The sequence below is a fragment of the Acinetobacter sp. V89_4 genome, from assembly GCF_029967875.1.
GTDB lineage: Bacteria > Pseudomonadota > Gammaproteobacteria > Pseudomonadales > Moraxellaceae > Acinetobacter > Acinetobacter oleivorans.
The window spans coordinates 107,468-134,262 of the sequence record NZ_JASCAI010000018.1 but is presented as its reverse complement, the minus strand read 5'-3'; the positions used below and the strand labels follow the sequence as shown (position 1 = coordinate 134,262).

The following is a 26,795-nucleotide window of genomic DNA, read 5'->3' as shown; positions in this document are numbered from 1 at the left end:
TCTGTTCTCTGTTCTCTGTTCTCTGTTCTCTGTTCTCTGTTCTCTGTTCTCTGTTCTCTGTTATTGATATTTCTGTCTTAACTCATCTTTTTCTTGATCTGATAAAAATGCGATTTTAAGTCCATTTTCTTGAGCTGTATAAATTTGCTCAGGGCTTAAACCTGCTAATGGGGCAGCAGTTAAATATTCATGTTGTATCTCAATACCTTCTACTGCTGGGTCATCTGTATTAATGGTGGCAAGTAGACCATGTTCTAAAAAAGTCTTTAATGGGTGTTCTGCTAAAGACGGTACTGTGTTGGTTTGAATGTTTGAAGTGAGGCAAGATTCAATACCAATCTCATGTTTAGCCAAATAATCTAAAAGTTTTAAATCTTGAACTGCTTTAACGCCATGTCCAATTCGTTCGGCACCTAATTCTTCAATGGCTTGCCAAATACTTTCTGGGCCGGCAGCTTCACCTGCATGTACCGTAATGTGCCAACCTGCATCACGCGCTTTTTTAAAGTGATCAATAAATAAATTGCCCGGAAAACCAAGCTCATCTCCAGCAAGATCCAGTGCTTTAATATCATTTTTATGGGCAAGTAGGGCATTTAATTCTTTTTCGCAAGCTTCCTGACCAAAAGTACGGCTCATAATGCCAATTAAATTCGCTTTTACTCCGTAAGCTTGACTACCTTCTTTTACGCCCGCAATAACCGCTTCAACAACGCCTTCAAGTAGAAGTTGATGTGTCATTCCCATATAACCTGGTGAAAAACGCAGCTCTACATAATCTAGGCCTTGTTTTGCTGCATCTTGCATGTTTTCAAAAGCAATGCGTTTGCAGGCATCTAAACTCGCTAATACTTTTACGCCCCAATCGAGCTTAGATAAAAAACTTAATAAGTCAGGTTGGTTATCTATAACTTGTACGTGTGGCCGTAAAGATTCAATGTCGTAGGCAGGTAAATCTAAATTGTATTGTTGCCCCAACTCCAAAATGGTTTGAATGCGGATGTTGCCATCAAGGTGGCGGTGTATATCTGTAAGGGGGAGCGTTTTTGTAATCATAGACTTCTTCTTATCTGTTCATCTTAATTTATCATGCCTGTTTAGGACTGCTGATAAAAGTTTGGATTTGCTATGTTTTTGTGAAAAGCGTTGAGTTGAGTTTTTTGAACTTACTATATTTGTATAAGTTTTAATTTTGATGACATTGTTCTGGCCTAAGAAGACAACGCAGTCTGTGTAAGATACAAGCACCAAGATTTTTATTGTTTTTAATTTCGCTGCGCCTGTTTTTGTTGACTCTTCAACAATAGATTGGCTGAAGAATGGTCATTGGTATTTTGCTTTTTAGTTGTAAAGATGAATAAAGGCTTGCTAAAGACCAAACTGATAAAGCGATTAATTTATCTGTAGAAATCTATTTCTGGCAAGTAAATGAAAAAGAAGAAATAGGAAGCACTCAAATGAAGTCGGTACTTTGTCATCAAGCAAAATTACAAGTCGTGGACCAACCGAACTTAACACCTGCAAAAGGGCAGGTTTTGTTAGAAGTGATTCGATGTGGGATTTGTGGTTCAGATTTACATATGCAGCACCACTGCGACCACATGCATGATTTGGCTGCACGTGTCGGATTTCATGGTTTAGCCAAGTCTACAGACCCATTTGTACTTGGACATGAATTTTGCGGCAAGGTTTTAGACTATGGTCCAAAAACACGCCATAAATTTAAAGCGGATACACTCGTTTGTGCAATGCCGCTTTTAAATGTAGATCAGCATGGTTATTTATCTACAGGGCTTTCACCAAATGCTTCGGGTGGCTATGCCGAGCAAGTATTGGCTCAATCGAGCTTGATGTTTGAAGTACCCAACGGTCTAGATGCCGATAGTGCTGCCATGACTGAACCTATGGCGGTTGCATTGCATGCTGTTCGCCGTAGCCGTGTGAAAACTGGTGAACCTGCAATTGTGATTGGGTGTGGTCCTGTCGGGCTAGGTGTCATATTAATGCTTAAAGCAGCTGGGGTTAAAACCGTGGTTGCCAGCGACTTTTCACCAAATCGCCGTAAGCTTGCCGAGCAATGCGGTGCCGATATTGTGGTAGACCCTAAAGAGACATCGCCATTTGCCAACTGGAAAGAGTTTGGTTTGCTTGGCAATGTTTCCGATGCCATTAACATGGGCATGGGACTGTTTGATAAGTTGCAAGCGACACGCTTACCGTGGTGGCATGGATGGCGCATGATTGATAAATTAGGTGCTTTGCCAAAACGTCCTGTTATTTTTGAGTGCGTGGGCGTACCGGGTGTTTTACAGCAGATTATTGAAGGTGCACCTTTATTTTCTCGAATTGTCGGGGTGGGCGTCTGCATGCAAAGTGACAAAATAGAACCTGCACTTGCGATTAATAAAGAGCTAGAAATTCAGTTTGTGTTGGGCTATACACCGCTGGAGTTCCGAGATGCACTACACATGATTGCAGAAGGTAAAGTGAACTGCTCACCACTCATTACCGGTGTTGTTGGCCTAGAAGGAGTTACCAATGCATTTGAAGCGTTACGTGACCCTGAACAGCATGCCAAAATTTTGATTGACCCGAAACGTAATGGTTCAGACATTCAGTTGATGAGTCATTAATTCAAAGTCATTTATGCTCAATTAAAAAGGTTGTGATCTCATCAATCACAATCTTTTTTTATGTTTATAGATCGCAATATTGAGCATAAATAAAACCTGCTGAGCTAATTTGTATTGCTTTTTAGTTGTTCTAGTTCTTGGTAAATCCATTCAACAAATTTTTGAATAGTCGGTGAAATGTCTTGGCTTGAGTGAATGAGATAGTACTTTCGGCTGCCTTTTAGTTTTTTATTGGAAACAATCACTAGTTCTTTTTTTTGTAGTTCAGACTCAATCAACATTTGCGGAATTAGAGCCATTCCCATGTCATGACTGGCAGCAACCGCAAGCATTGAAAATAACTCATGGCGTTGTCCATCAAAAGGTTTCGGGTGCTGCATCTGATGGGTCAGAAACCATTCTTGCCAAATGCTAGGCCGAGTGGTTTGTTGTAGGAGAGGGATTTTTAGCAAATCTTCTGGGCTTAAATCATAGGTATTTTCATTAATCATCACAGCATCTGGAAAATACTTTTCGATTAGTCTTGGTGAGCACACAGGTACAATTTCTTCATCCATTAAATAATGTGCTTGTATGCCGGGCCAGTGGTCAATTTGCTGCTGCGTACCTGCAAAAATCGCAGCGTCAAAAATATTGTCATTAAATAAAAAAGGTTTGGTACTGGTTTCTAAATGAACCGTAATTTCAGGGTGTTTTTGATTTAAAAGATGGAGCTTGGGTAATAACCATCGCGTTGCAAAGGTAGGAACCACACCTAACTTTAATGTTCCACCTAAACCCTTATGAGAAATCACATCGGCCGTACATTTCTCTAGCCCTAACAAGTAGGGTTTAATGCTTTTAAAATACTGCTGACCAGCAATAGTGAGTTCAACACCATGCCGAGTACGTATAAAGAGTTCAACGCCCAAGAAGTCTTCTAACTGCTGAATTTGGCGAGAGACCGCACTTTGGGTAATACATAACTCTTGCGCAGCATAGGTATAACTTAGATGTTTTGCTGCACTTTCAAAGCAAATCAGGCCCTGAATGGATGGGATGCTTCTTCGCATAAATAAAATCCTTTTATTTGTCGTCATATTTCAAAACAGCATATGATCTAAATGCAGATATCCGAGTTTAGTATAAAAATAAGCCATTTTTAATGAAATACAACCAATTAAATATCTAAATTTAATATGTCTTATTTTAAATATGCGTAAGTCGCATATCTGCATGAACATTTATCGTTTGATTACTGCATTTTTCACGCATAACATCGAGTTAAATAAAGAAGATCCAATCAAGCAGAGGATGCGATGAATCACATGGTGACAACAAAAAAAGCAAAAGTTCAATTTAACTGGCAAGACCCATTTTTAATTGAGCAACAGCTTACCGAAGATGAGCGCATGATTCGTGATGCGGCTCATGCCTATTGCCAAGAACGCTTGCAACCCCGTGTACTTGAACAATTCCGTCATGAAACAACAGATCCATCTATTTTCCGTGAAATGGGAGAGCTTGGCTTACTGGGTCCAACCATTCCTGAGCAATACGGCGGTGCGGGTTTGAACTATGTGAGTTATGGTTTGGTTGCGCGTGAAATTGAATATGTGGATTCGGGTTACCGCTCTATGGCGAGCGTGCAAAGCTCATTGGTGATGGTTCCAATTAATGAGTTTGGTACGGAAGAACAAAAGCAAAAGTACTTACCTAAACTTGCCACTGGCGAATATATTGGTTGTTTTGGTTTGACTGAACCTGACCATGGCTCAGACCCGGGCAGTATGATTACACGTGCTAAAAAAGTTGACGGTGGTTACCGTTTAAGTGGCGCAAAAATGTGGATTACCAATAGCCCAATTGCCGATGTATTTGTAGTCTGGGCAAAAGAAGTTTCTGCTGAAGGCAATGTTGGTGATATTCGCGGCTTCATTTTAGAAAAGGGCTGGGAAGGCCTATCTGCACCAGCAATTCATGGCAAGGTCGGTTTACGTGCCTCGATTACAGGTGAAATTGTGATGGATAACGTATTTGTACCTGAAGAGAACGCGTTCCCTGAAATTCGAGGTTTAAAAGGCCCATTTACCTGTCTAAATAGCGCCCGCTATGGTATTGCATGGGGCGCAATGGGTGCTGCTGAGTTCTGCTGGCATACTGCACATCAATACACTATGGACCGTAAACAATTTGGTCGTCCGTTGGCTGCAAATCAGTTGATTCAAAAAAAACTGGCAGATATGCAAACTGAAATTGCATTAGGTCTGCAAGTGGCTTTACGTTTTGGTCGTATGAAAGATGAAGGCATTGCGTCAGTTGAAGGCACATCTTTAATTAAGCGTAATAACTGTGGGAAAGCACTTGATATTGCCCGCATGGCACGCGACATGATGGGTGGAAACGGTATTAGTGATGAGTTCGGTGTGGCACGTCATTTAGTTAATCTTGAAGTCGTGAATACCTATGAAGGCACACATGACGTTCACGCATTGATTTTAGGTCGTGCGCAAACAGGCATCGCGGCATTTAGCAACTAATTCATTTTTTAAAAAATAGAGGTGTTCTTTCGAGAGCACCTTTAGGGATTTTTACGCAAAAATTTATGGATAATGACAAGATTCATCGTAAGGATACTCATGTAAAGATACGCCTCTGTGTACTTAAAACTAAATATAAGATGATGAAAATATAGAAAATTAAGTCACACAGAAAACATAAGTAGGCTGCCGATGACTCATTTGGGAAAATGAGGAACTAAAGATGAACAATGACGTTCAAGTAATATCGAAAGAATTAAGAAATACATTTCCAAGTAACCTTGGAACATATGAAAAGATTGGCCCTCATACATGGAAATGGGCGTTGTTATTTGCCTATTTTGCAATGGTGGTCGATGGCATTGATATTATGCTGCTGTCTTATAGCTTGACCAGCTTAAAGGCAGAGTTTGGTTTAAGTACCTTTCAGGCTGGTGCATTAGGCAGTGCTTCTTTAGCAGGTATGGGTATTGGCGGTATTTTGGGTGGTTGGGCATGTGACAAGTTTGGTCGCGTAAGAACTATTGCCAACTCGGTGACCTTCTTTTCTGTAGCAACTTGCTTATTGGGCTTTACGCAAAGCTTCGAGCAATTTATGGCTTTACGTTTTATTGGTGCTTTGGGTATTGGAGCACTCTATATGGCTTGTAATACCTTAATGGCTGAATATGTGCCAACCACTTACCGTACAACGGTCTTGGGCACGTTACAGACGGGTCAGACTGTAGGTTATATTGCTGCGACGCTATTAGCAGGGGCAATTATTCCAGATCATGGCTGGCGTGTTTTATTCTTCCTGACCGTGGTGCCTGCTTTTGTAAATATTTTCCTACAACGATTTGTACCAGAGCCAAAATCTTGGCAGCTCACTAAAATTGAAAGCTTGCAAGGCAACAGACAGCCTAAAGAAATAGCCGTGGCTGAAAAGCCAAAAAGTGGCAGTATCTATAAGCAAATCTTTAATAACTTTAAGCACCGTAAGATGTTTTTGTTGTGGATGACGACAGCATTCTTCTTACAGTTTGGTTATTACGGCATTAACAACTGGATGCCAAGTTATTTAGAAACAGAAGTGCATATGAACTTTAAAAACTTAACCAGTTATATGGTGGGTTCATATACTGCAATGATTTTAGGCAAAATTTTAGCAGGTTATCTTGCAGACAAATTTAACCGCCGTGCTGTTTTTGTGTTTGGAACAATTGCCAGTGCCGTGTTCTTGCCAATTATTATTTTCTTCAATACCCCTGACAACATTTTGTATTTATTAATCACTTTTGGCTTCTTATATGGCATTCCATACGGTGTGAATGCGACTTATATGGCTGAAAGTTTTTCAACCGACGTGCGCGGAACAGCCATTGGTGGTGCTTATAACATTGGTCGTGTCGGGGCAGCGATTGCACCAGCCACCATTGGATTCTTAGCATCGGGCGGTACGTTTACTATGGCCTTTATTGTGATGGGCGCTGCGTATTTTGTTGCGGGTGTATTGCCGGGCTTATTTATTAAAGATCGTCAGTACGATCCGCAAAAACAATCATAAACAATGACAGGAAGGTGCGTTGAGTACCTTCTAAAAAGATAAGGGTATCGTTATGGGTGCATTACAAGGAATTCGGGTTTTAGATTTAAGTCGTGTGCTTGCAGGGCCTTGGTGCGGACAGATCTTGGCAGACCTTGGCGCGGAAGTCATTAAAATTGAACGCCCTCGAGTCGGTGATGACACCCGCATGTGGGGGCCACCATGGATGCCCGATCAAGATGGAAACATGACTCGTGAATCTGGGTATTTCCAGTGTACCAACCGCAATAAATATTCGGTTGCGGTAGACATTACTACACCCGAAGGTCAGGCTTTAATTTATGAAATTGCCAAGACTGCCGATGTCGTCATTGAAAATTATAAGACAGGGTCTTTGGCTAAATATGGTTTGGACTATGCGTCATTAAGTGTGCTGAACCCGAACATTGTGTATTGCTCGATTACCGGTTTTGGGCAAGATGGCCCACGTGCAGAAGAACCCGGCTATGATTTTATTATTCAGGGTATGTCCGGCTTAATGAGCATTACTGGTGAGCCTGATGATGTGGCAGGCGGCGGTGCGCAAAAGGTTGGTGTGGCTGTTGTAGATATTCAAACGGGATTGTATTCAACCATCGCGATTCAGGCAGCTTTGATTGCACGGTCACACACAGGACGTGGACAATATATTGATATGTCACTCCTTGATGTGCAGGTCTCGGCACTGGCAAATCAGGGAATGAACTATTTAGCCTCAGGTAAAGCCCCGCAGCGCATGGGTAATCAACATCCGAGTATTGTGCCGTATCAAACTTTTAAGGCTAAAGATAAAGAATTTATTATTGCTTGTGGTAACGATAAACAGTTTAAAGATTTGTGTATTGCGATTGGTTATCCAGAGTTACTCGAAAATGAAAAATTTGTGCGTAATCAGGACCGCGTCAAATATCGAGATGAACTGATTCCTTTATTGTCCGAGCACTTTTTAGAGAAAACTGCCAAAGAATGGGTCGACATGATTCATGCGCTTAAAGTTCCCGTAGGTGTTATCAACTCTATTGAAGATGCTTTGGCTGAACCACAAATCGTACATCGTAATTTGGTGGTGAATATTCCTCATCGTTTAAATGAAAACTTCCAAACGATTGGCTCACCAATCAAACTCTCTGATACTCCAGTTGAATATCATCATGCACCACCAGAGCTTGGTGAACATACCGCTCAAATCTTATCGAGATTTAAAACAGTAGAAGAACTGGCTGCGTTAAAAGAGAAAGGCATTATTGATGGGAAAATTGCTTAAGCTGTTACTTTTTTAATGTGATTCAATTTAAATTAAAACTGTGATTTGCAATAAATCACAGTTTTTTATTGGAAAATAAGAGCCTTAATATTTAAAAATAAGTGGCAGCTCTGGTCTGAAATCATGAATCATTCCTTGAGGTTCATGATCAAAACTAATTTCCATTAAATGCTCCGATCCATTAGTCACTTCAAAATCATCAAGCGAATTGAACAGCAATGAAGTAGGGTGCTTTTCAAGGTTTGGAATAGAAACTTTAATCGCAGTGATTTCTGATAAATCTTTGCTATGCACAAGTGGTTGTTGTTTTTCTTTTGCAGCAAGGTCTGGTCGTGAAGCAAATGAAAGGAAGAACCACATCGGTTCAGATACCACAGAATCTTTGGCAACATTTACTTCTAAGCTGGCTGGTAAATAGCTTGGCTTGTAAACCCAATGAGGAAATTTTGCACCGTTATCATCTTTATTCTTAGGGCGAAAACAAATACCAAAAGGGGACGCAATATTATTTTGAGCACTTAGTCGTTCAAAAAGCAGAGTCGGTTTGGTGAGATCACTTGAGGCTTCTTCTGGGTTATTTAAAAAGATTAATTCGATAAAGCTATTTTTAAAGAAAAAGCGTCTGTTTTCTGTACCTTGACCCGGGTGCTTATTGGATGAACCTTCTGTTAGACCGAATTTTTTTAAAGTTTCAGCTTCGGGAGCGCCTGATTGTACACAAATAAAAATATGGTCCACTTCCATTTTAAGTTCTCATACTAATGTTGATGAATATTAAATAATTGATTAATAGAGTTTTTCATGTTTGTCGCAAGTATTTCATCGAAACCATCGACTAAAAAGCGGCTAATTAAGCCTTCAATCACCGTATAGATCAGCTCAGATAAAGCTTCACCATTCGGTATATTGCAGTTTTGCGCAATCAATACTTTAATCCATTGTTTATGGGCTTTAGAAATAGAAATAATGTCTTGATCATCTTGGTTAGATTCAGCGACCGCTCTTACAAATAAACAGCCTTTAAAAAAATCTTGTCTAAACCAATTGGTGTGCCAATCCAGAATTTTATTGATGGCTTCCAACCCTGTTGCATCTCCCACATAGCCTAAAAGGCTTTGCTTAAACCGTTCATCACGTGCAACGAGTACAGACTTAACCAGTTGATTTTTATTTTTATAGTACGTGTACATAGTGGTTTTAGAGCAGCCAGATTCATCGCGAATCAGGTCAACGCCAACCCCGACAAAACTATTTTCATTAAATAGTTTCTCGGCTGTATCTAATATTTTTAAGGCAGATTTTGACATATGTCTTTTCCAAAAAATAAAATAGTACAGATCTGTACTATTTGAAATTTTATCTATATGCTTTTTAAAAAGCAAATTTTTGTTTGAGGAAAAAATCATGTTCTCGATCTTTTATGGCAAAGAAAAACTGGCTCCATCGCCCAGTAAAGTTGATGTTTTAAGAAGTCTTATTGGGGGGACAGTCAGTATTTTTATACTTCTGTGGTTGAGTAAGCTCACACACAATATCTTTATCATGGCGCCGTTTGGTGCGACCTGTGTATTGCTCTATACCGTGTCTCAGTCACCTTTGGCGCAGCCGAGAAATATTATATTTGGACATCTTATTTCGGCTTTTGTAGGTTTGTTTTTTCTAAAATTTGTCGGTGTTTCTATTTTTACAATTGCTTTATCAGTAGGTTGTGCCATTGCGCTCATGCAAGTGTTTAAATGCGTTCATCCACCTGCTGGGGCCAACCCTTTGGTTATTTTACTCACCGCAAGCAGCATACAATACCAGTGGAGCTTTTTGATTTTCCCTGTTTTGGTCGGCGCAGTATCTTTAGTTTTGGTAGCGATGCTGATTAATAATATTAAAGCGAGTACCAAGTGGCCGATGTATGGCTTAGGAATTTTAAATAGTAAAAAGTAGGCGATGTATGAAATATTTTGAGCTTAAAAAAATGAAAGTATTCACTACGCTAAGATAGTGAATACTTTTGAATGAAATTATGACTTTTTAGAAATACGTTCTTCGATGGCAAATTTGAGTAAAGAAGCGCTACGGTAAAAACCATGTGCGAACTTTCCAAATGGCATGGTAATAAAGAATGTCATGACCGTAGCTAAATGGAAAATCAGTAAAAGTGCCATATACGGTGTATTGCGAAATGCCATGAGGGCTAAGCCTGAAGCACTGACTAAAATTAAAAGGAAAATAAAGCCTCGATCTACTGGTTTTTGCTCGCGGTCACCATGTAATGGATGGCGTTTAAGATTTAAATAGAGCAAGCCAGATGGCCCAACCACTAAGCCAAACCCACCCAAAGTACCCAACATAACAGGCAAGCTAAAGATAGGGTACGGCGCATGTAGGTTAAGGAAATAGTGATATAAAGTTGCTACGCCTGTGGCTGCAAAGCACAGCATAAAACCATAAAACGTCAGGTGATGGAACACACGGCGGATTTGTGTGTAACGGTCATCTTGCTCATTACAGCCTTTGCCATGTCCACCATCTAAATATTTAAGCGTTAACACATTTTGAGAGGCTTGAATAAGGTCTGGTTTCTCAACTTTGCCGTGAATAACTTTAGACGTCTGTCTCCAAAATTTACTAATTCCGATACCGAGTAAAACAATGGCAACTGTAAAGGTCGCTCCAAACAGTAGCGCTAAAAAGTTATGCGGGAAAATCGCATAGAAATTACCTTGATAGCCTGCAAACAGGTCGGTGCCTTTGTACCACACCACAGCTAACATGCATAAAAAGAAAATGAGTGATAACGCCGAAACAAAAGGAATCCCAACAGACTTATAAAGTCGGCCTAGCGGTTTAGGCGTCGCAAACTCTTGGTAAGTTTCCAAACGTACTTGTGCCATCGCTTTTGGAATGTTTACACCAAACTCGTGCGGCGGGGCATATTGGCAAGCGTGTAGACAAGCACCACAGTTATGGCATAGGTTTGCGAGGTAATGAATATCGGCTTGATTGAATTCAAGGCGCTTTGTCATGGCCGCAAATACAGCACAAAAAGACTCACAGTAGCGACAAGCATTACAAATCTGTAGGGCTCTTTGAACTTCCTGCTCATGGTCAGAGAGCTGAACAACTGGAATTAGGGCTTTAGTACTAGCATTCATGTTCAACTCCTTGTGAAAGTGCATAGTGGGCTGCATTTTTTCCGGCAATGCGTCCAAAGGTCGTGCCAATCGACATACCAACGCCAGCGGTATAACCCTGACCGAGTACGTTACCTGCCATCATTTCACCTGCAACAAACAGGTTGCGGCTGGCTTTATTGTTAAAACGTACAGCAGCATCGTCTTCGACTTTTAAACCTAAATAGGTAAAGGTAATGCCGGGTTTAAGCGCATAGGCATAGAACGGTGGGCGATCAAGCGGAACGGCCCAATGGGTTTTGTTGGGAACAATATTTTGGGTAGTGCAATCATCTAAAACCGTATGGTTAAAGGTGCCTTGTACACAGGCTTGATTAAATTCTTCTACGGTGTGACAGAAGGTTTTTGCATCTAGCCCGATTTTTTCGGCCAATTCTTGAATGCTATTTGCTTTCACACCCGCAAACACAGGTGGCATAAAGCGACCAATGGCTTTTGAGTCGATAATCGAATAGGCGATTTGCTGAGGCTGTTTGGCAACAAGACGTCCCCAAATCGCATAACGTTTTGGCCAGAAGTCTTCGCCTTCATCGTAAAAACGTTCGGCTTTGTTATTGACCACAATTCCTAATGAAACGCAGTCAATACGAGTGCAGATGCCGCCGTCATATAATGGTGCTCGTGCATCTACAGCGACGCAATGCGATTGCGATGGGTCACCAATAATATCGGCGCCTTGATCTATCATAAATTTGAGCAAGTTGCCCTGATTAAAGCGGGTTCCGCGAATAATGAAATTATCGGCAGGCCATTCACCGTTTTCATTTTGTCCCCATGCTTCTCTTAACCATTCCAGATTTGACTCAAAACCACCTGCGGCCAATACACAGCTTTTCGCTTTAAATACACGGCCATCTTCCGCAATTGCAGCTTCAAAATGTCCTTGGTTTAACTTTAGATCTTTAATTTTTGTGTTGTATAAAATCTCAATCCCAAGCTCTTGGGCACTACGGTAATACGCATTAATGAGGGCTTTACCGCCACCCATAAAAAATGCGTTGGTACGTGCAACATGCAAAGCACCCGATAGTGGTGGCTGAAAATTCACACCATGTTTACGCATCCAGTCGCGACATGTTGCCGTGCTACGAATGACCAGACGAGCTAAGTGCTCATTGGTTTTGCCCGCAGTGACTTTAAGTAGGTCTTGCCAATATTCTTCTTCTGGGTAGGCATCGACTAATACATCTTGAGGAGCATCATGCATGCAACGGAGATTACGAGTGTGTTGTGAGTTACCACCACGCCATTCTTTAGGTGCTGCTTCTATGACAAGCACAGACGCGCCACTTTCTTTTGCCGTGAGCGCGGCACACAGTGCGGCATTCCCACCACCAATTACAATCACATCATGCATGGATTTCTCCCTTTCTCAGCTAGGGCTAATGTAGCTTTAAAAGAGATGATGAAGTGAGAGGCTAAGCTTGAATGGGTGTTTAGTAAAAATAAACACTAATGGCTTAAGTGTTTATGAGTTTCGCACCGGGCCAGCGCTTTTCATTAATCAGGTTGGTCACACAAGCACGAATCACTACTTTGGTGGCTAAAGTTGCAGGCGAGAGTTCTTCTTCAGACAGACTAATTAAATAGTTAATGCGTTCAATAGCAGGTTCTACAACGCGCAGTAAACATAGGTCTTGCCGTGAGTTTAATGAGGCACCCGCAGGTTGGATGGTTGCCATTTCGAGTTGGCTGATGCTTTCCATTAACAAATGCAGCCCATCAATTTCATAGGCCACTTTAAGCTGATGAATTTTCTGTTCGAGCAACAAGCGCAGCCCATGTCGTTGACTCGGTAAAATTAGCGGAAGTTCTTTAAGCTGTGAATGAGTAATGGTTTGAGTGTCTATACAGCTTTCAAGATGATACTGACTCAGCACTTCTTTAGGCGAGATTAAAAACATTTGCTCTTTGACTAAAGGCTGTATGGCCCACTGTGGGTCGACATCGTCACTAAAGATGATGGCAACATCGAGCTGCCTTGCATTAACTAAGGCCTTGAGGTCACCCGATAAGCCTTCAATTAAACGGACTTTAATGTCGGGGTAACGGTTTCTCATGAGTTTTAAAAAGTGCGTGCCTATAACCGACGCGACACTCGGCGAAAAACCGACGGTGACATGACCGCTTAAACGTGAAGAGTGTGCAGAGTCTACGGCATGGTCTAAGTGCCTAAGCGCCAGTTGAACTTGTTGAAAAAAAGCTAAACCCGCAGGGGTGGGAACTGTACCCAAAGCAGTACGTTGTAAAAGGCGAATCGAAAGCTCGCTTTCTAATTTTGAGATTTGCTGACTTAATGCAGAAGTTCCAATATCGAGATTTTTTGCAGCTTTACCCAAGCTTCCTGACTCGATCACCGCAATAAAATACTTTAATTGTTTGAGTTCCACGGCAAATACTACATTGTCCTTTATTGGTTATTCTACACTGGTTTATCGCTATTGATTTTGTTCTATTACGCTGAGTAAACCACCAACAGAGTAAAGGCAACATCACCTCAAGATGTTGCCTTTTAGAGCTTTTATTGTTTAACCTGCTCAAGACCCTGTTCTTCAATAATTTGTGTTGCTTGTGGTGACTTCACAAATTTGATGAGTTCTTTTGCGACTTTTTCATGTTCAGAGTTTTTACCAATGCCCGCTGCAAATACAGTGACTTTTTGATAAGGCGCAGGAATTGGGCCGACTAAATCAACTTGACCATATTGGCCTGTAAAAGGTTTGATTTCACTAATTTGCTGGAAACCAATATCGAACTGACCTTCAGCAATACGTTTTGCAACGCGGTCACCGACCACTTTTTCTGCTTTACCAGAAATCACTTTGTATTCGACAGGTGGGAAGCTTGGGAAAACATCTTTTTCAAGATGCGTGCCGCTCGCACTTGCTGAATAACCAATGTGCTTAGCATTTAATAAAACTTTTTCGAATTTTGCCGCAGAGCTAATATCTGGTTTTGGTGCACCTTTAGGTACAGCCATGCCAATGCTTGAATTGACTAAAGCACTTTGTGAATTTGGGTCTACATAACCTTTTTCTGCAAGCTTGTTTAGTTCAGGAGCAGCCAACACCACCACATCAAAATGTTCACCACGATCGAGTCGATTTGGAATTGCAGTTGGTGATGCGCCCATTGATGAACCAGACGAAAGGTGAACCGTGTGACCAGTTTGCTTTTCAAATATTGGAATGAGTTTTTCCATAGATGAATAGAAACCGCCTGAACTAATCACTTCGAGTGTATCTGCGTTAGCAAGCGTTGAGCCTAAGCCTGCACCAGCTAGGCAAATGGTCATGAAGATAGGGGACTTTTTCATAGTATCTCACTTTAATGATAGGAGAGCACAGTACGGAGACTTAAGATCTGCCGTACTGTTCATTAAAATTTCAGGTTAAATAGTTATTGTTTTAAGCGCTAACCTTCGCAGGTTCAGCAATTGGGTCTGCATTCTTCTGCTTAGAACCACGGCATAGATATAAGCTTGAGATTAAGCTACATACCGCTGCTAACATCAGCCAGAATGCTGGTGTGCTTGCATTGCCTGTGTTTTCGACAAGGTACGTACAAGCCATTGGAGTCATACCACCAAAAATAGCGGCTGCAAGGCTGAACGCTAAAGAGAAGCCAACTGTACGTACACGTTTTGGCATTACTTCGGCAAGTGTTGCTACCATGGTGCCGTTGTACATACCAAAGAAGAACGAGAAGTAAGCAAGCGTAATAATGAGATTGGTAAAACTAATGTCACTCACTAACCAGCTTAAAACTGGATAAGTTGTAAAGATAGCAAGCGTGGTAATGCCGACTAAAACTGGACGACGACCAATTTTGTCTGAAAGTAAACCACCCATTGGTAACCAGAAGAAATTGGATAAACCCACAAATACGGTTGCTAAAAGGCTATCTGTTACCGACATTTCTAGAGTACGTTTTGCATACACAGTGGTGTAAACCGTAATGAAATAGAACGTGGTTGTGGTCATGGCACTCATCATCATGCCTGCAAGTACGATGCGCCAGTTGCTCGCAAGCGTGCTGAAAATTTCTTTGGTCGATGGATGAGTTTTTTGCGCTTTAAAGTCTTCAGTTTCTTCTAACGTACGGCGGAATAAGAAGATTAAAGGAATAATCAAACAACCAATTAAGAACGGAATGCGCCAGCCCCATTCACCCACTTGAGCAGTAGTTAAAATGGTGTTGAGCCAGTAGCCAAGTAATGCTGCAAATACAACCGCAATTTGTTGGCTGCCAGATTGCCAGCTTGTGATAAATCCACGGTTTTTATCTGTTGCAATTTCAGCTAGATAAATCGATACACCACCAGATTCAACACCTGCCGAGAAGCCTTGTAATAGACGTCCAATCACCACCAAAATTGGCGCAATAATACCAATGGTTTCATAACCCGGTACAAAGGTAATTAAGATGGTTCCGATTGCCATAAGGCTTAAAGTCACAATAAGACCTTTACGTCGACCAACTCTGTCGACATAAGCGCCTAAGAAAATAGCGCCGAGAGGACGCATAAGAAAACCCGCAGCAAATACGGTAAATGTCATCATTAAAGAGACATATTCATTTTCAGAGTGGAAAAATTTTGCTGCGATATAAGTGGCATAGAAACCAAAAAGAAAAAAATCGTACTGTTCTAAAAAGTTGCCACTCGTTACATTTAATATTTTTTTAAAAGTAGCCCTACGGTTATTCACGACATCCATTGGAGACCTCCTTGGCCTGACAAAATGGAAACATTCACGATCTTCAATGGAGGGCCTTAAATCGACTCATTCAATAAACCTAAATAGCAAATGGGTTAGAGATGAGATTTAAAGGTGTCCTTCGTAGAAAATGTGATGCCTTGTTTCCAGTTCAAACTACACATCTATAATTCGATAAACAGAAATTCACTTATCATTCAGATGAAAATGTAATCTCAAACAGCAGGAGGGAGTGAGAGGGCAAAATTAATTAGGTATTTAATAAAATTAATGACCCTTTATAAAATAATTTCAGAACACGGCCATATTTGGTTTTGAATCAACTCTTTTACACAGGCTTTAATTGCTGATTTTGCAGCCAGTGCAGCAGGTGATAATTCTTCTTCGGCAAGGCTCACCAAGTAATTGATTCGCTCAACTTCAGGGTCGATCAATTTTAGTAATTGAAGCTTATGTTTGTATTCTTGTAGACAAGCACTTCCGGGGCGAACACTTGCAAGGTCAAGGTGAATCAGGCTGTCCATGAGTAAGTGTAGACCATCAATTTCATAGACAACATTAAGCTGCCCAATCTTGTGTTCAAGCAATTTTCTTAAGCTATGACGCTGCCGTGGTAATACTAAAGGAATATCACCGATTTGTTGGGACTGAATAATTCCACTTTTGATGCAATCGGCAAGACCATATTTTTCAAGCACTTCTTTGCGTGCCATTAAATACATTTGTTCGCGGACCAAAGGCTGTATTGACCACTGTTTATCAATTTCATTGGTAAAAATAATGGCAATATCAAGCTGACGCGAATTAATCGACTGAATCAGGTTGCCTGACAGAGTTTCCACAATTTCTAGACGAATGTCTGGATAGCGTTCAGACATTAATTTCATTAAAGGGATGCCAATTAAAGCGGTAATGGTAGGTGGAAAACCAAGACTCACATGGCCTGAAAGCCGTGCCGAATGGGCAGCATCTACCGCAAAGTTAATCTGACGTAAAATGAGTTGAGAATGTTTTAAAAAGGCGAGGCCTGCGGGAGTTGGGGTCACACCAAAAGCATTACGCTGTAATAGGCGAATGCTTAGCTCTTGTTCTAGCTTGCTAATTTGTTGACTGATTGCTGACGCACCGACATCGAGTTTTTGAGCAGCTTTACCAATACTGCCTGCTTCAACCACCGTCAAAAAATATTTTATTTGCTTGATTTCCATAATAAATGTATTCGCTCATCATCCTTAATTTATAGAGATATGAAGGATTGGGAAATCTATCATGTGCTTTAATATTAACAGCAATAAATACAAAAGTTTCTTAAAAAATTATCTGAAAGTTTTAAATCTTTGTCGTCTTTAATCTTGAGTTCAAAGGAAATTATCTCACTTCAGAGAGGCAATCGTATAATTTTTAAATATGGCATCCACAGTCAACGAATTGGCGTTTGGAGCTAAGCGCACCACTCAAAATCTAAATAAAGTGAACAATCAAAATAAAAAAATCCAGGATGGATCCATGATTTTTGTCGTAAGAAATAGAACATTAGTATTGGGAATCGCTTCAATTTGTACAAGTGCATTACAGGCTGCTGCATTTGATAAAACAGGCCAATCCGTATCAGCATTTTTACAACCGGGAAATTACTTTGAAGCAAGTCTTGGTGTGACAGATACTGATTTAAAAGGAGTGGAATCTGGTACTAACCCTTCCCATCAGTCAATTTCCGACATTGCCAATACAGATTATCGGCCGACTGCGGCTTTAAAATTTCAGCTTGCACCGCAGTATTCATTTGGGTTGCTTTACGATCAGCCTTTTGGTGCTGACACAGAATATTCTGGTGTAAATGGCTTTATCGCAACGCCGAAAGACACAGTTATGCTTCCCGGTATTACGACTACAAGCCTTGCAAATGCTACTTCTGGTCAAGTTCCCACAGGAAATGCAAAATCGGAATTTGATATTCAAAGTTTCAGCTTCATTGCCGGATATCAGCCTAATAAAAACTGGAATATTTTTGCAGGGCCGGTTTATCAAACTTTCAAAAGTCAGGTCAATTTAAGAGGCAATGTATTTAGTCTTTATAATGGCTATGACTTTCAAACTAAAACTGTGGGTGATTGGGGCTGGTTAGCTGGACTGGCTTATCAAATTCCTGAAAAGGCCGTTAAAGTTTCACTTACCTATCGTTCTGCCATTACCCACAAAGTAAACGCAACTGAAAATGCGCCGTTAATTGATATGTTAACGACTCAGCAAGGACGCGATTTAGTTAGCCAACATCTCGACTATATGATTTCTATCGGGCAGATGACCGAGCAAAAGAAAAACTATTTAAATCATATTATTTCAGAGTTACCCAATAGCGAAGGCTCTGGCCCAACCAAATTTAAATCTCCAAACTCAGTGAATTTAGAATTTCAAACAGGTTTACGCCAAGGAACTTTATTGTTTGGGAGCTTGCGCTGGGTAAATTGGAGTGATTTGGCGCTACAACCTTACCGTTTTGGTGAAATTTCAAAAGTTATTGGGGGATTATCAACACCAAGCCGTCCAGAAGGGTTTAATTTGGTTCGTTATGATGATGACCAGTGGGCTTTAAATTTAGGACTAGGGCAACGTTTTTCACCTAAATGGCTAGGTTCTGTGTCAGTGGGCTGGGACTCGGGAGCTGGCGATAAAGTTTCAACGGGTGGCCCAACCAAGGGATATTACAACTTAGGAGTGGGAGCCCAATACAGTCCAACATCGCAATACTTTATTTCTGGTGGTGTGAAATATTACTGGTTAGGCGATGCAAAAGCTCAGCTTGGCGCACAGGCAGGCAGTGACTATTATGTGGGTGAGTTTAAGGATAATCACTCTATAAGCTATGGCTTAAAAATAGGATATAAATTTTAAAATTAAATCATTCATTTATAAGGTTTTAATTACATGAATAAAATCATCAAAAATGGCATATTTTTAGGGTTATCGACTTTGATGGCAGGTTATGGAACTGTCCTCCATGCCGAAGTAAACCCATCTAATTTACCTACTGTCTCACAAAAAGCGTTAACGATTATTGATGGACAAACAGAATGGTTAAGTAAGGTTTATAAAGATATTCATGAACACCCTGAACTTGGGTTTATGGAAACGCGTACCTCTGCCATTGTTGCCAAAGAGCTTAAGTCATTAGGGTTTGATGTTAAAACTGGCATAGCCAAGACAGGTGTGGTCGGCATTTTGAAAAATGGTAATGGGCCAACGGTCATGTACCGTGCCGACATGGATGCCAATACTGTTCAAGAAGCGACTGGCTTACCTTATGCAAGTAAAGTGCGGGTAAAACTTGACGATGGAACCGAAACGCCTGTTGCACACATGTGTGGCCATGATGCACATGTGACATGGATGCTCAGTATGGCAAAAACCTTAGTCGCTTTAAAAAAGGAATGGAGCGGAACTATTATTTTAGTCGCACAACCTGCTGAAGAGCCTATAACGGGTGCTAAAGCTATGGTGACTGACGGTTTGTGGACAAAATACAACTTACCAAAACCTGATTATTTCTTTGCAGTACATACCACACCTGCACCTGTTGGAGTGGTCATTAATGCGCCGGGGCCACGCATGGCGGGAACCGATCAGCTCGATGTTTTATTTAAAGGCGTGGGTGGGCATGGGTCATTACCAATGCTAACCAAAAATCCAATTAGTATGGCGGCAAATGCAGTAACTCAATATCAAACCATTATGGGTAACGCAGTCGACCCTCAACAAGCAGCAGTTTTATCGATTGGCTCGATCCAAGCCGGAAATTCGAATAACGTGATTCCTTCTACTGCACTGGTCAAAATGAATTTACGTTGGTTTGATCCAAAAGTACGTGAAACCATGTTAAATAACATTAAGTTCATGAGTGAAGGTGCTGCCGAAATGCAGGGCATGGGTAAAGATCAATTGCCTACTTTTACCTTTAAGGGTTCAAGTACGCCTGTAGTCAATAATAAAGAATTCTCTGCGCGTTTAAATGGACCACTAAAAGCTTTGCTAGGCGACAAACATGTTCTAACTGAATATCCCGCCGTTATGGGTTCTGAAGATGTTCACCATTTGTTAGGTGATCAAAAAGACATTCCGTTTAACTTTATGTTCATTGGCGTGGCAGATCCGGTTGTGTTTGCTAATGCAGTCAAGCAAGGCAAACCTGTGCCTTATATTCCGCATAGTCCGAACTATGTTGTAGATTTAAAAGCCTTGCCTGTCGGGGCTAAAGTCACCACGGTGTCTATGCTCGAACTATTAAATAAAAAATAAGATGTTCATAAAAAAAGATGCACATCGAGGCATCTTTTTTTATCTAAAATTTCTAAAAATTTAAGAACAAGACAGATGTTTTTCCCGATAGTGTAGCGGTGATAAATCTGTCCAGCGTCGAAAAGCACGGGTAAAACTACTCACATCGGTAAAGCCAAGAATATAGGCAATTTCGGTAATATTGTGGCTTGAATTTTTGATATACGACAAAGCGAGTTCGTGCCGTGTATTGTCGAGTAGCTCGCTATAAGAGGTATTTTCTGCCGAAAGCTTGCGTTGCAGACTGCGTATACTTAAGCCTAAACTTTTCGCAACGTCTTGCTGTTGAAAGTCACCTGTAGATAATTTTTCAATGAGTTTTACTTTCACACGAGCCAATATATTTTCTTTATCAAACCGTGCGAGATAACGATTAATAATCTCATCATATTCTTGGGTGAGGCTAGGATTCCCACCATCTAAAGGCTGCTCTATGGTTGCTGTGTCAAATACAATCATGTCTTTGGGTGCATTAAACACAATCGGGGCTTTTAAAATACTCTGAAAAGTTTCTAAATCTTGTGGCTCTGAGCGTCTTAGTTCAATGCGTAAGGGCGAAAAAACAGAACCTTGTAACGCACGACTTGAACGAATAAAAACAGAGATAAAAGCATCGATAGATTCGGGTTGAACTTCGTCGGGAACATGAATAACGAAATAATGATTTTTTCCCTCGCCATAAAATTCAAGTTCGGGAATGTCGGTCACTATGCGGAAGTAACGAATAATTCTTAAAAACATTTCTTTTAGTGTGGTGCTGGTAATGAGTGAATGGCCCAACACATGAAATGTATTTTGGTTGACTTGGCTCGCAACTTTAAGGCCAAAGCACGAGTCTTGAGTCGCTTGAACGGCTAATTTCCATAAATTTGCTGTGTTTTTTAATGAATAGCGTGCATCTGGATCGTTTAGGGCCTGAACATCTAAACCTGCTTGTTTTAATAAAGGTTGGCTATCCACACCTGCTTTCTCAAGCGCTTTTTGAATCGCTTTAACCCAGCTAGCCAGTGCCGTTGCTGTCTGTGGCATGTTATGTCCTATAACTTGTGACTCATATTCCTGTGAGCAGTATAAAAGATTCAAAACTAAAAAATCTTTTGTTTGTTTTGAATCTTACTATTTTGGCATCCATAGCCAATAGATTGGCGTTTCGAGCTAAGCGTACAAAGGTAGATATAAATAAAGTAGGGATATGAGAAAACTGAGGAATAACGGATGACCTACATATATAAAAATCCTGCTGGAATGAGCGATAGCGAAAAAACGGAACACATTAAAAAAGTAGTCACAGCGGAAGGTGTGGCTTTACGCAAGCGCCATCCCATTTTGAACCATCAAAACACAATAGGAGCGATGATTCTATTTGTTTCCCTCGTTGGAATGATTGCTACGGCTGTACTCTATATCAATCATCAGCTTTCAGCGTGGTTCGCAATTCCAATTATTGCGTTTTTTGCATCTCTTACCCATGAGTTAGAACACGACCTCATTCACTGGATGTATTTTAGAAAGAAGCCATGGGCACATCACCTTATGATGGGCTTAGTGTGGTTAGCTCGCCCAAGTACCATTAACCCATGGAAACGCCGTGAGCTTCACTTTAATCACCATAAAAATTCAGGCACTGAAGTTGATTTAGAAGAAAGAGCGCTCACCAATGGAGAGCAGTGGAGCATACGCCGACTCGTCGCCATCGGTGACAATGGTTTTGCAGTTTTGCTACGCATTATTGCTGCAAGCAATTGGACTGTTAGAAAAGTTATTTTTAAACGTGCGTTCTTAGCTTATTTTCCACTTGGAATTATTCATTGGTCTCTTTGGTATATCTTCTTAGGCTTCCATGCAGTTGATATGATTTCAAGCTTGGCAAATGCACCGATCGCATGGTCAGCTACAACGCTAAATGTTATGCATGTGATTAATATTTTGACTGTGGTGTGGATTGCGCCAAATGTGCTGCGTACTTTCTGCCTGCACTTTGTGACAAGCAACATGCATTACTACGGTGATGTTGAATTGGGTAATGTCATTCAACAAACTCAAGTATTAACACCGTGGTGGATGATGCCGTTCCAACTCTTTTGCTTTAACTTTGGTTCGACACATGCCATCCATCATTTTGTGGTGAAAGAACCATTCTACATTCGACAAATGACTGCGCCTGTTGCCCATAAAGTTATGCGTGATATGGGAGTGCGGTTTAACGATGTCGGAACCTTTAAAAGAGCAAATCGTTGGAATGTAAATAATTTATCTGAATCGAATACTTAACAAATAGATTCTTAACTCGCTTGAATGGACTGAGTTCTGTACACAGGGTTCAGTCCACATTCTACAGTTTCTTAAAAATGAAGTGGCTCTACTGAAACTGAGTAAAAAGAAGAATCACGCCTAATACACATAAAATTGAGCCAATCACCTTATTAATCTGTACTTGCTTGGCCAACATTTTCTGTCTCAATAGCATGGAAGAGAAAAGCACAGCCACAAGTGAAAACCATGCAAAATGAGCAAATGACATAAAAAAGCCATAAGCCAAAAGAATGGTTTTAGGCGTGGTTAAACTCACAATTTGCGTATAGGTACTAATCACAAATAGCGTGGTTTTAGGGTTCAGGGCGTTGGTAAAAAAGCCGTACTTTATGGCTTGCAAAGTACCTATAGACGTTAAGGCAGCAGTGTCTAAAACTGGTTTCTGCGTAAAAGTTTTATAGCCAATATAGATCAGGTAAAGCGCACCAATGTACTTAACAATATTTAAAATTTGCGGCGTATAAGTCATCACAAAGGCAACGGCAACTAATGTATAGGTCACATGTACCAACACGCCAAGCGATATGCCTAGTGAAGTGAACACACCTATTTTTCTGCCATACAGATAACTATTTTTCGTCATGATCGCGAAGTCAGCGCCGGGGCTAACCACCGCCAAAATCGTAATTAAAATAACCGCAATAAACTCTGCCATTATCTTGTGCCCTCACTGAAAACGAGGGAATTGATCTGTACTTTTTGGAATGTATTTAAGAAAGCGAAAGTATTACTTAAAATTGCTATTCTTTTTGCAAGAAATGCGGAGGCTTCCGGTTTTCGAAGATAGATATCGATATTCAATATATTTTTCATCATCTAAAATGGGTTTTAATAAAGATGATTTTTATTTTGAACAGAAACCTAGAAATAAAAATCGATAAAAACGACTATATATCTATGAGTTTTTGGAATGATTGAAAGAATATCGCTGAATTCACTAAAATTTTTCTACTTTGTGGCGAAATATGGCAGCGTCACTTTAGCTGCAAAGAAATTATTTGTGACGCAAAGTGCGGTCAGTAAACAGATTTATAATTTAGAAGAAGCTTTAAATACGACTTTGTTCGACCGAAAAAATAAAACTCTTGTGATGACTGAGCAGGGCGAAATTTTACTAAGTTGTTGCCATCAGGTGTTTGGTCAACTCGATGAATGTTTAATAGAACTCAGCCAGCCTAAAGCTGAAAACAAACAATTGGTTTTATCGTGTGAACCGACTCTTTCAATGAAATGGCTTATTCCACGGTTATCAAAATTTAAAAAGCTCGGTCATGATTTTGAGGTTGTGCTACTTACCGCAGGCGGCGTGGTCGACTTTGAAAAAGATAATATTGATATCGCGATTCGTAGAAATGACTTTGATTGGGGAGAGCATATCTATAGTGAAAAGATTGCCGATGAATATATCGCTCTAGTTCAAGCAACCAAGCCATCGGAAACAAACGACGTACTCATCTCGACCTCTAGGCCAAATTTTTTCACAAGCATGAATCGCATTGCTGAGTTAAAGCAGAGTTTAAAAGCCTACGCTAAAGTTGAACTCGAACATTTTTATCTATGTTTAGAAGGCTGTTTGGCGGGACTTGGCGCAACAATCATCTCAATTTATATGATTGAAAAAGAGCTTGAGTGGAACTTACTGCAAAAAATTTCACCTGTTGTACAAGATAATTCAGCCTATTATTTACTTTCTCATAGTGCTTTTGTGGAAGATTCACGTAAAACCATATTTTTAGAATGGCTAAAAGCAGAGATGAATGAAAGTCAGCACACATTACTTTAGGTTGATTCTTTTTAACTTAAATTTTTACTATTAAGTATTTGAAAGTAATAATTAATATTTAAAATGATTAAGGTGCTGTGTGAGCGCCGTATAATGAATTTCTGCTGTCTAAAATTCCTTAAGATGAAAAATATTTAACTTCATACTTCTTTATTAAACCCTAAACATGAATTTCACTCAGTTTTGAATGAGACTAAATCATTTTTATTCATGTTCTGATTGCGGTATAAATCTATTCACGCTCTGAAGCGTTCCAGTTATTCACTTTTGATAAGACCTTAAGGCACAAATCTGACAAGGCTGGAAAGTTTAAAAAGAGCTCGAAATATTTTTAGGTTTATCTCAGAAATTAGGGTACTGATCAAAATGAGTAAAGAATTTACATTTACGATTAAGAGTATTTGTTTCGATGAAAACTATCGTCCAGCAGACAATACGCGTATTACAACCAACTTTGCTAACTTAGCGAGAGGGATGAGCCGTGAAGAGAATCTGCGCAACACTTTACAGATGATCGATAATCGTTTTAATGCCTTAGCTCATTGGGACAACCCTAAAGGCGACCGCTATGGCGTTGAACTTGAAATCATTTCAGTTGAAATGAATATTGATGCCGAGAACCGTGCAAGCGGGCTTCCTTTAATCGAAATATTGAAAACCAATATTGTTGATAAGAAAACCAATGAACGTATTGAAGGCATTGTAGGCAATAACTTCTCGTCTTATGTACGTGACTATGACTTTAGTGTGCTGTTGTTAGATCACAACAAAAACAAGTCTACTTTTAGCACGCCAGAGAAGTTTGGTGAATTGCACGGTAATTTGTTTAAGAGCTTTATTAACTCTGAAACTTATAAAGCCAACTTTAAAAAAGCACCTGTGATTTGCTTAAGCGTTTCAACAACTAAAGAGTATCACCGTACTGAAAATGAACATCCAGTTTTGGGTGTGGAATACAAGCAAGAAGACTATTCACTCACTGATGAATATTTCCAAAAAATGGGCTTAAAAGTTCGCTATTTCATGCCTAAAAACAGTGCTGCACCTTTGGCGTTCTATTTTACTGGTGATTTGCTAAGTGATTACACCAACCTTGAGTTGATCAGCACCATCAGCACCATGGAATCGTTCCAAAAGATTTACCGCCCTGAAATTTACAACGCAAATTCAGTGGCTGGACAGTCTTATCAGCCAAGCTTAAAGAACCAAGATTACTCACTTACTCGAATTGTGTATGACCGTGAAGAACGTAGCCGCCTCGCTATTGAGCAAGGGAAGTTTGTTGAAGAGCAATTTATCAAACCATACCAAGCGATTCTTGAGCAGTGGTCTGCTAATTACGCTCTTAACTAATCAACATATAGGTCATTGATCATGAAAAAATTACTACCGACTTCAACTGCTGGCAGCTTACCTAAACCGTCTTGGCTTGCAGAACCTGAAAAGCTTTGGTCGCCTTGGAAACTCGAAAACGAAGGTCTGCTTGAAGGTAAAAAAGACGCGCTACGTTTAGCGTTGCACGAACAGCGCCTTGCTGGCATCGACATTGTGAGCGATGGTGAACAAACCCGCCAACACTTTGTGACCACGTTTATCGAACACTTAAATGGCGTAGATTTTGAGAAGCGCGAAACAGTTCGAATTCGTGACCGTTACGATGCAAGCGTACCATCTGTTGTAGGCGCAGTGTCTCGTCAAAAGCCTGTGTTTGTTGAAGACGCTAAGTTTTTACGTCAGCAAACTGATCAACCAATTAAATGGGCATTACCTGGCCCAATGACTATGATTGATACGCTTTACGATGGTCACTACAAGAGCCGTGAAAAACTTGCTTGGGAATTTGCAAAAATTTTGAACCAAGAAGCGCGTGAGTTAGAAGCTGCTGGTGTAGATATTATTCAGTTTGACGAACCTGCATTTAACGTCTTCTTTGATGAAGTAAATGATTGGGGCGTTGCGACTTTAGAGCGTGCAATTGAAGGTCTTAAGTGTGAAACTGCGGTCCATATTTGCTATGGTTACGGCATTAAAGCTAACACAGACTGGAAAAAGACATTAGGTTCAGAATGGCGCCAGTACGAAGAAGCTTTCCCGAAACTGCAAAAATCTAACATCGATATTATCTCGTTAGAATGTCACAACTCACATGTGCCTATCGACTTACTCGAACTCATTCGTGGTAAAAAAGTCATGGTCGGCGCAATTGATGTTGCATCTAACCAAATTGAAACTCCAGAAGAAGTGGCGAACACACTTCGTAAAGCGCTTCAGTTTGTAGATGCTGACAAGCTTTACCCTTGCACAAACTGCGGTATGGCGCCTCTTTCACGTGAAGTTGCACGTGGCAAGTTAAATGCTTTAAGTGCAGGTGCAGAAATCGTTCGTAGAGAACTTACGGGTTTTGAACTCTCTGCTTAATATTTACCAATAAGTGGTATAAAGGGTTACTTTTTTGATGGCAGTTGATAATCAAACAAGTAA

23 protein-coding genes are annotated in these 26,795 nt (G+C 40.4%); 11 read left to right on the top strand and 12 right to left on the bottom strand.

What is annotated here, in order from left to right:
• Window positions 1-60: 60 nt before the first annotated feature.
• The gene (gene add / locus QLG01_RS06925; protein WP_282496082.1) at window positions 61-1,056 is read right to left on the bottom strand and encodes an adenosine deaminase; all 996 of its coding nucleotides are present in this window, start codon (window positions 1,054-1,056) and stop codon (window positions 61-63) included.
• Between the two features lie 401 nt (window positions 1,057-1,457).
• On the opposite strand from add, the gene QLG01_RS06920 reads away from it, so the two are divergent.
• Window positions 1,458-2,633 (top strand): zinc-binding dehydrogenase, encoded by a 1,176-nt coding sequence (locus QLG01_RS06920; protein WP_282496081.1) that lies wholly within the window; start codon window positions 1,458-1,460, stop codon window positions 2,631-2,633.
• Window positions 2,634-2,737: 104 nt separating this feature from the next.
• Here the strand turns inward: QLG01_RS06920 and QLG01_RS06915 are convergent, their stop codons facing one another.
• The gene (locus tag QLG01_RS06915; protein ID WP_192836436.1) at window positions 2,738-3,685 is read right to left on the bottom strand and encodes a LysR substrate-binding domain-containing protein; all 948 of its coding nucleotides are present in this window, start codon (window positions 3,683-3,685) and stop codon (window positions 2,738-2,740) included.
• 246 nt (window positions 3,686-3,931) lie between these two features.
• On the opposite strand from QLG01_RS06915, the gene QLG01_RS06910 reads away from it, so the two are divergent.
• The 3 genes from QLG01_RS06910 to QLG01_RS06900 all read left to right on the top strand — a co-directional run bounded on the left by QLG01_RS06910 (window position 3,932) and on the right by QLG01_RS06900 (window position 7,980).
• A complete protein-coding gene (locus QLG01_RS06910; RefSeq protein WP_151989060.1) occupies window positions 3,932-5,152 on the top strand; it encodes an acyl-CoA dehydrogenase in 1,221 nt (406 codons plus the stop codon).
• A gap of 223 nt (window positions 5,153-5,375) precedes the next feature.
• On the top strand, window positions 5,376-6,698 hold the full coding sequence (locus QLG01_RS06905; RefSeq protein ID WP_192455599.1) for an MFS transporter: 1,323 nt from the start codon (window positions 5,376-5,378) through the stop codon (window positions 6,696-6,698).
• A 52-nt stretch (window positions 6,699-6,750) separates the two neighbouring features.
• Window positions 6,751-7,980: a CaiB/BaiF CoA-transferase family protein gene (locus tag QLG01_RS06900; protein WP_282496080.1), complete on the top strand. Its 1,230-nt coding sequence runs from the start codon at window positions 6,751-6,753 to the stop codon at window positions 7,978-7,980.
• A gap of 84 nt (window positions 7,981-8,064) precedes the next feature.
• Here the strand turns inward: QLG01_RS06900 and QLG01_RS06895 are convergent, their stop codons facing one another.
• Together QLG01_RS06895 and QLG01_RS06890 are read right to left on the bottom strand one after the other, a co-directional pair.
• Window positions 8,065-8,724: a VOC family protein gene (locus QLG01_RS06895; protein ID WP_282496079.1), complete on the bottom strand. Its 660-nt coding sequence runs from the start codon at window positions 8,722-8,724 to the stop codon at window positions 8,065-8,067.
• Window positions 8,725-8,738: 14 nt separating this feature from the next.
• Window positions 8,739-9,287, bottom strand: coding sequence for a TetR/AcrR family transcriptional regulator (locus tag QLG01_RS06890; RefSeq protein ID WP_282496078.1), 549 nt, complete (start codon window positions 9,285-9,287; stop codon window positions 8,739-8,741).
• 97 nt (window positions 9,288-9,384) lie between these two features.
• Between QLG01_RS06890 and QLG01_RS06885 the strand changes: the two genes are divergently transcribed.
• Complete coding sequence (locus tag QLG01_RS06885) at window positions 9,385-9,918, top strand: HPP family protein (RefSeq protein ID WP_282496077.1); 534 nt, start codon at window positions 9,385-9,387, stop codon at window positions 9,916-9,918.
• Window positions 9,919-9,995: 77 nt separating this feature from the next.
• Here QLG01_RS06885 and tcuB read toward each other — a convergent pair whose 3' ends face one another.
• From tcuB to QLG01_RS06855, 6 genes are all read right to left on the bottom strand, one after another.
• Window positions 9,996-11,129, bottom strand: coding sequence for a tricarballylate utilization 4Fe-4S protein TcuB (tcuB, locus tag QLG01_RS06880; protein ID WP_282496076.1), 1,134 nt, complete (start codon window positions 11,127-11,129; stop codon window positions 9,996-9,998).
• The gene (tcuA, locus tag QLG01_RS06875; RefSeq protein WP_151826910.1) at window positions 11,119-12,525 is read right to left on the bottom strand and encodes an FAD-dependent tricarballylate dehydrogenase TcuA; all 1,407 of its coding nucleotides are present in this window, start codon (window positions 12,523-12,525) and stop codon (window positions 11,119-11,121) included. The genes tcuB and tcuA overlap by 11 nt, the downstream gene beginning before the upstream one ends.
• Before the next feature lie 103 nt (window positions 12,526-12,628).
• Entirely contained in the window at window positions 12,629-13,558 is a 930-nt protein-coding gene (locus tag QLG01_RS06870; protein ID WP_005302910.1) for a LysR substrate-binding domain-containing protein, read from the bottom strand.
• Window positions 13,559-13,689: 131 nt separating this feature from the next.
• Entirely contained in the window at window positions 13,690-14,484 is a 795-nt protein-coding gene (locus tag QLG01_RS06865; protein ID WP_004773588.1) for a substrate-binding domain-containing protein, read from the bottom strand.
• Between the two features lie 91 nt (window positions 14,485-14,575).
• Window positions 14,576-15,886 (bottom strand): MFS transporter, encoded by a 1,311-nt coding sequence (locus tag QLG01_RS06860; RefSeq protein WP_009390595.1) that lies wholly within the window; start codon window positions 15,884-15,886, stop codon window positions 14,576-14,578.
• Window positions 15,887-16,164: 278 nt separating this feature from the next.
• Entirely contained in the window at window positions 16,165-17,094 is a 930-nt protein-coding gene (locus tag QLG01_RS06855; RefSeq protein WP_151989068.1) for a LysR family transcriptional regulator, read from the bottom strand.
• Window positions 17,095-17,392: 298 nt separating this feature from the next.
• Here QLG01_RS06855 and QLG01_RS06850 point away from each other — a divergent pair, with 298 nt between their 5' ends.
• A complete protein-coding gene (locus QLG01_RS06850) occupies window positions 17,393-18,778 on the top strand; it encodes a long-chain fatty acid transporter (protein ID WP_151826908.1) in 1,386 nt (461 codons plus the stop codon).
• A 33-nt stretch (window positions 18,779-18,811) separates the two neighbouring features.
• On the top strand, window positions 18,812-20,179 hold the full coding sequence (locus QLG01_RS06845; RefSeq protein ID WP_151826907.1) for an amidohydrolase: 1,368 nt from the start codon (window positions 18,812-18,814) through the stop codon (window positions 20,177-20,179).
• A 60-nt stretch (window positions 20,180-20,239) separates the two neighbouring features.
• On the opposite strand, the gene QLG01_RS06840 is transcribed toward QLG01_RS06845, so the two are convergent.
• Window positions 20,240-21,247, bottom strand: a complete 1,008-nt coding sequence (locus QLG01_RS06840; RefSeq protein ID WP_045437616.1) for an AraC family transcriptional regulator — start codon at window positions 21,245-21,247, stop codon at window positions 20,240-20,242.
• A gap of 216 nt (window positions 21,248-21,463) precedes the next feature.
• On the opposite strand from QLG01_RS06840, the gene QLG01_RS06835 reads away from it, so the two are divergent.
• Window positions 21,464-22,489 carry a fatty acid desaturase gene (locus QLG01_RS06835; protein ID WP_282496085.1) on the top strand — a complete coding sequence of 342 codons (1,026 nt, stop codon included), beginning with the start codon at window positions 21,464-21,466 and terminating at the stop codon, window positions 22,487-22,489.
• A gap of 88 nt (window positions 22,490-22,577) precedes the next feature.
• Here the strand turns inward: QLG01_RS06835 and QLG01_RS06830 are convergent, their stop codons facing one another.
• Entirely contained in the window at window positions 22,578-23,186 is a 609-nt protein-coding gene (locus QLG01_RS06830) for a LysE family translocator (RefSeq protein WP_282496075.1), read from the bottom strand.
• A gap of 255 nt (window positions 23,187-23,441) precedes the next feature.
• Between QLG01_RS06830 and QLG01_RS06825 the strand changes: the two genes are divergently transcribed.
• The 3 genes from QLG01_RS06825 (at window position 23,442) to QLG01_RS06815 (ending at window position 26,732) form a co-directional block, all read left to right on the top strand.
• Window positions 23,442-24,314: a LysR family transcriptional regulator gene (locus tag QLG01_RS06825; RefSeq protein WP_282496074.1), complete on the top strand. Its 873-nt coding sequence runs from the start codon at window positions 23,442-23,444 to the stop codon at window positions 24,312-24,314.
• A gap of 366 nt (window positions 24,315-24,680) precedes the next feature.
• On the top strand, window positions 24,681-25,667 hold the full coding sequence (locus tag QLG01_RS06820; protein WP_005302940.1) for a DUF1852 domain-containing protein: 987 nt from the start codon (window positions 24,681-24,683) through the stop codon (window positions 25,665-25,667).
• A 21-nt stretch (window positions 25,668-25,688) separates the two neighbouring features.
• Window positions 25,689-26,732: a methionine synthase gene (locus QLG01_RS06815; RefSeq protein ID WP_151826903.1), complete on the top strand. Its 1,044-nt coding sequence runs from the start codon at window positions 25,689-25,691 to the stop codon at window positions 26,730-26,732.
• Window positions 26,733-26,795: the final 63 nt, after the last annotated feature.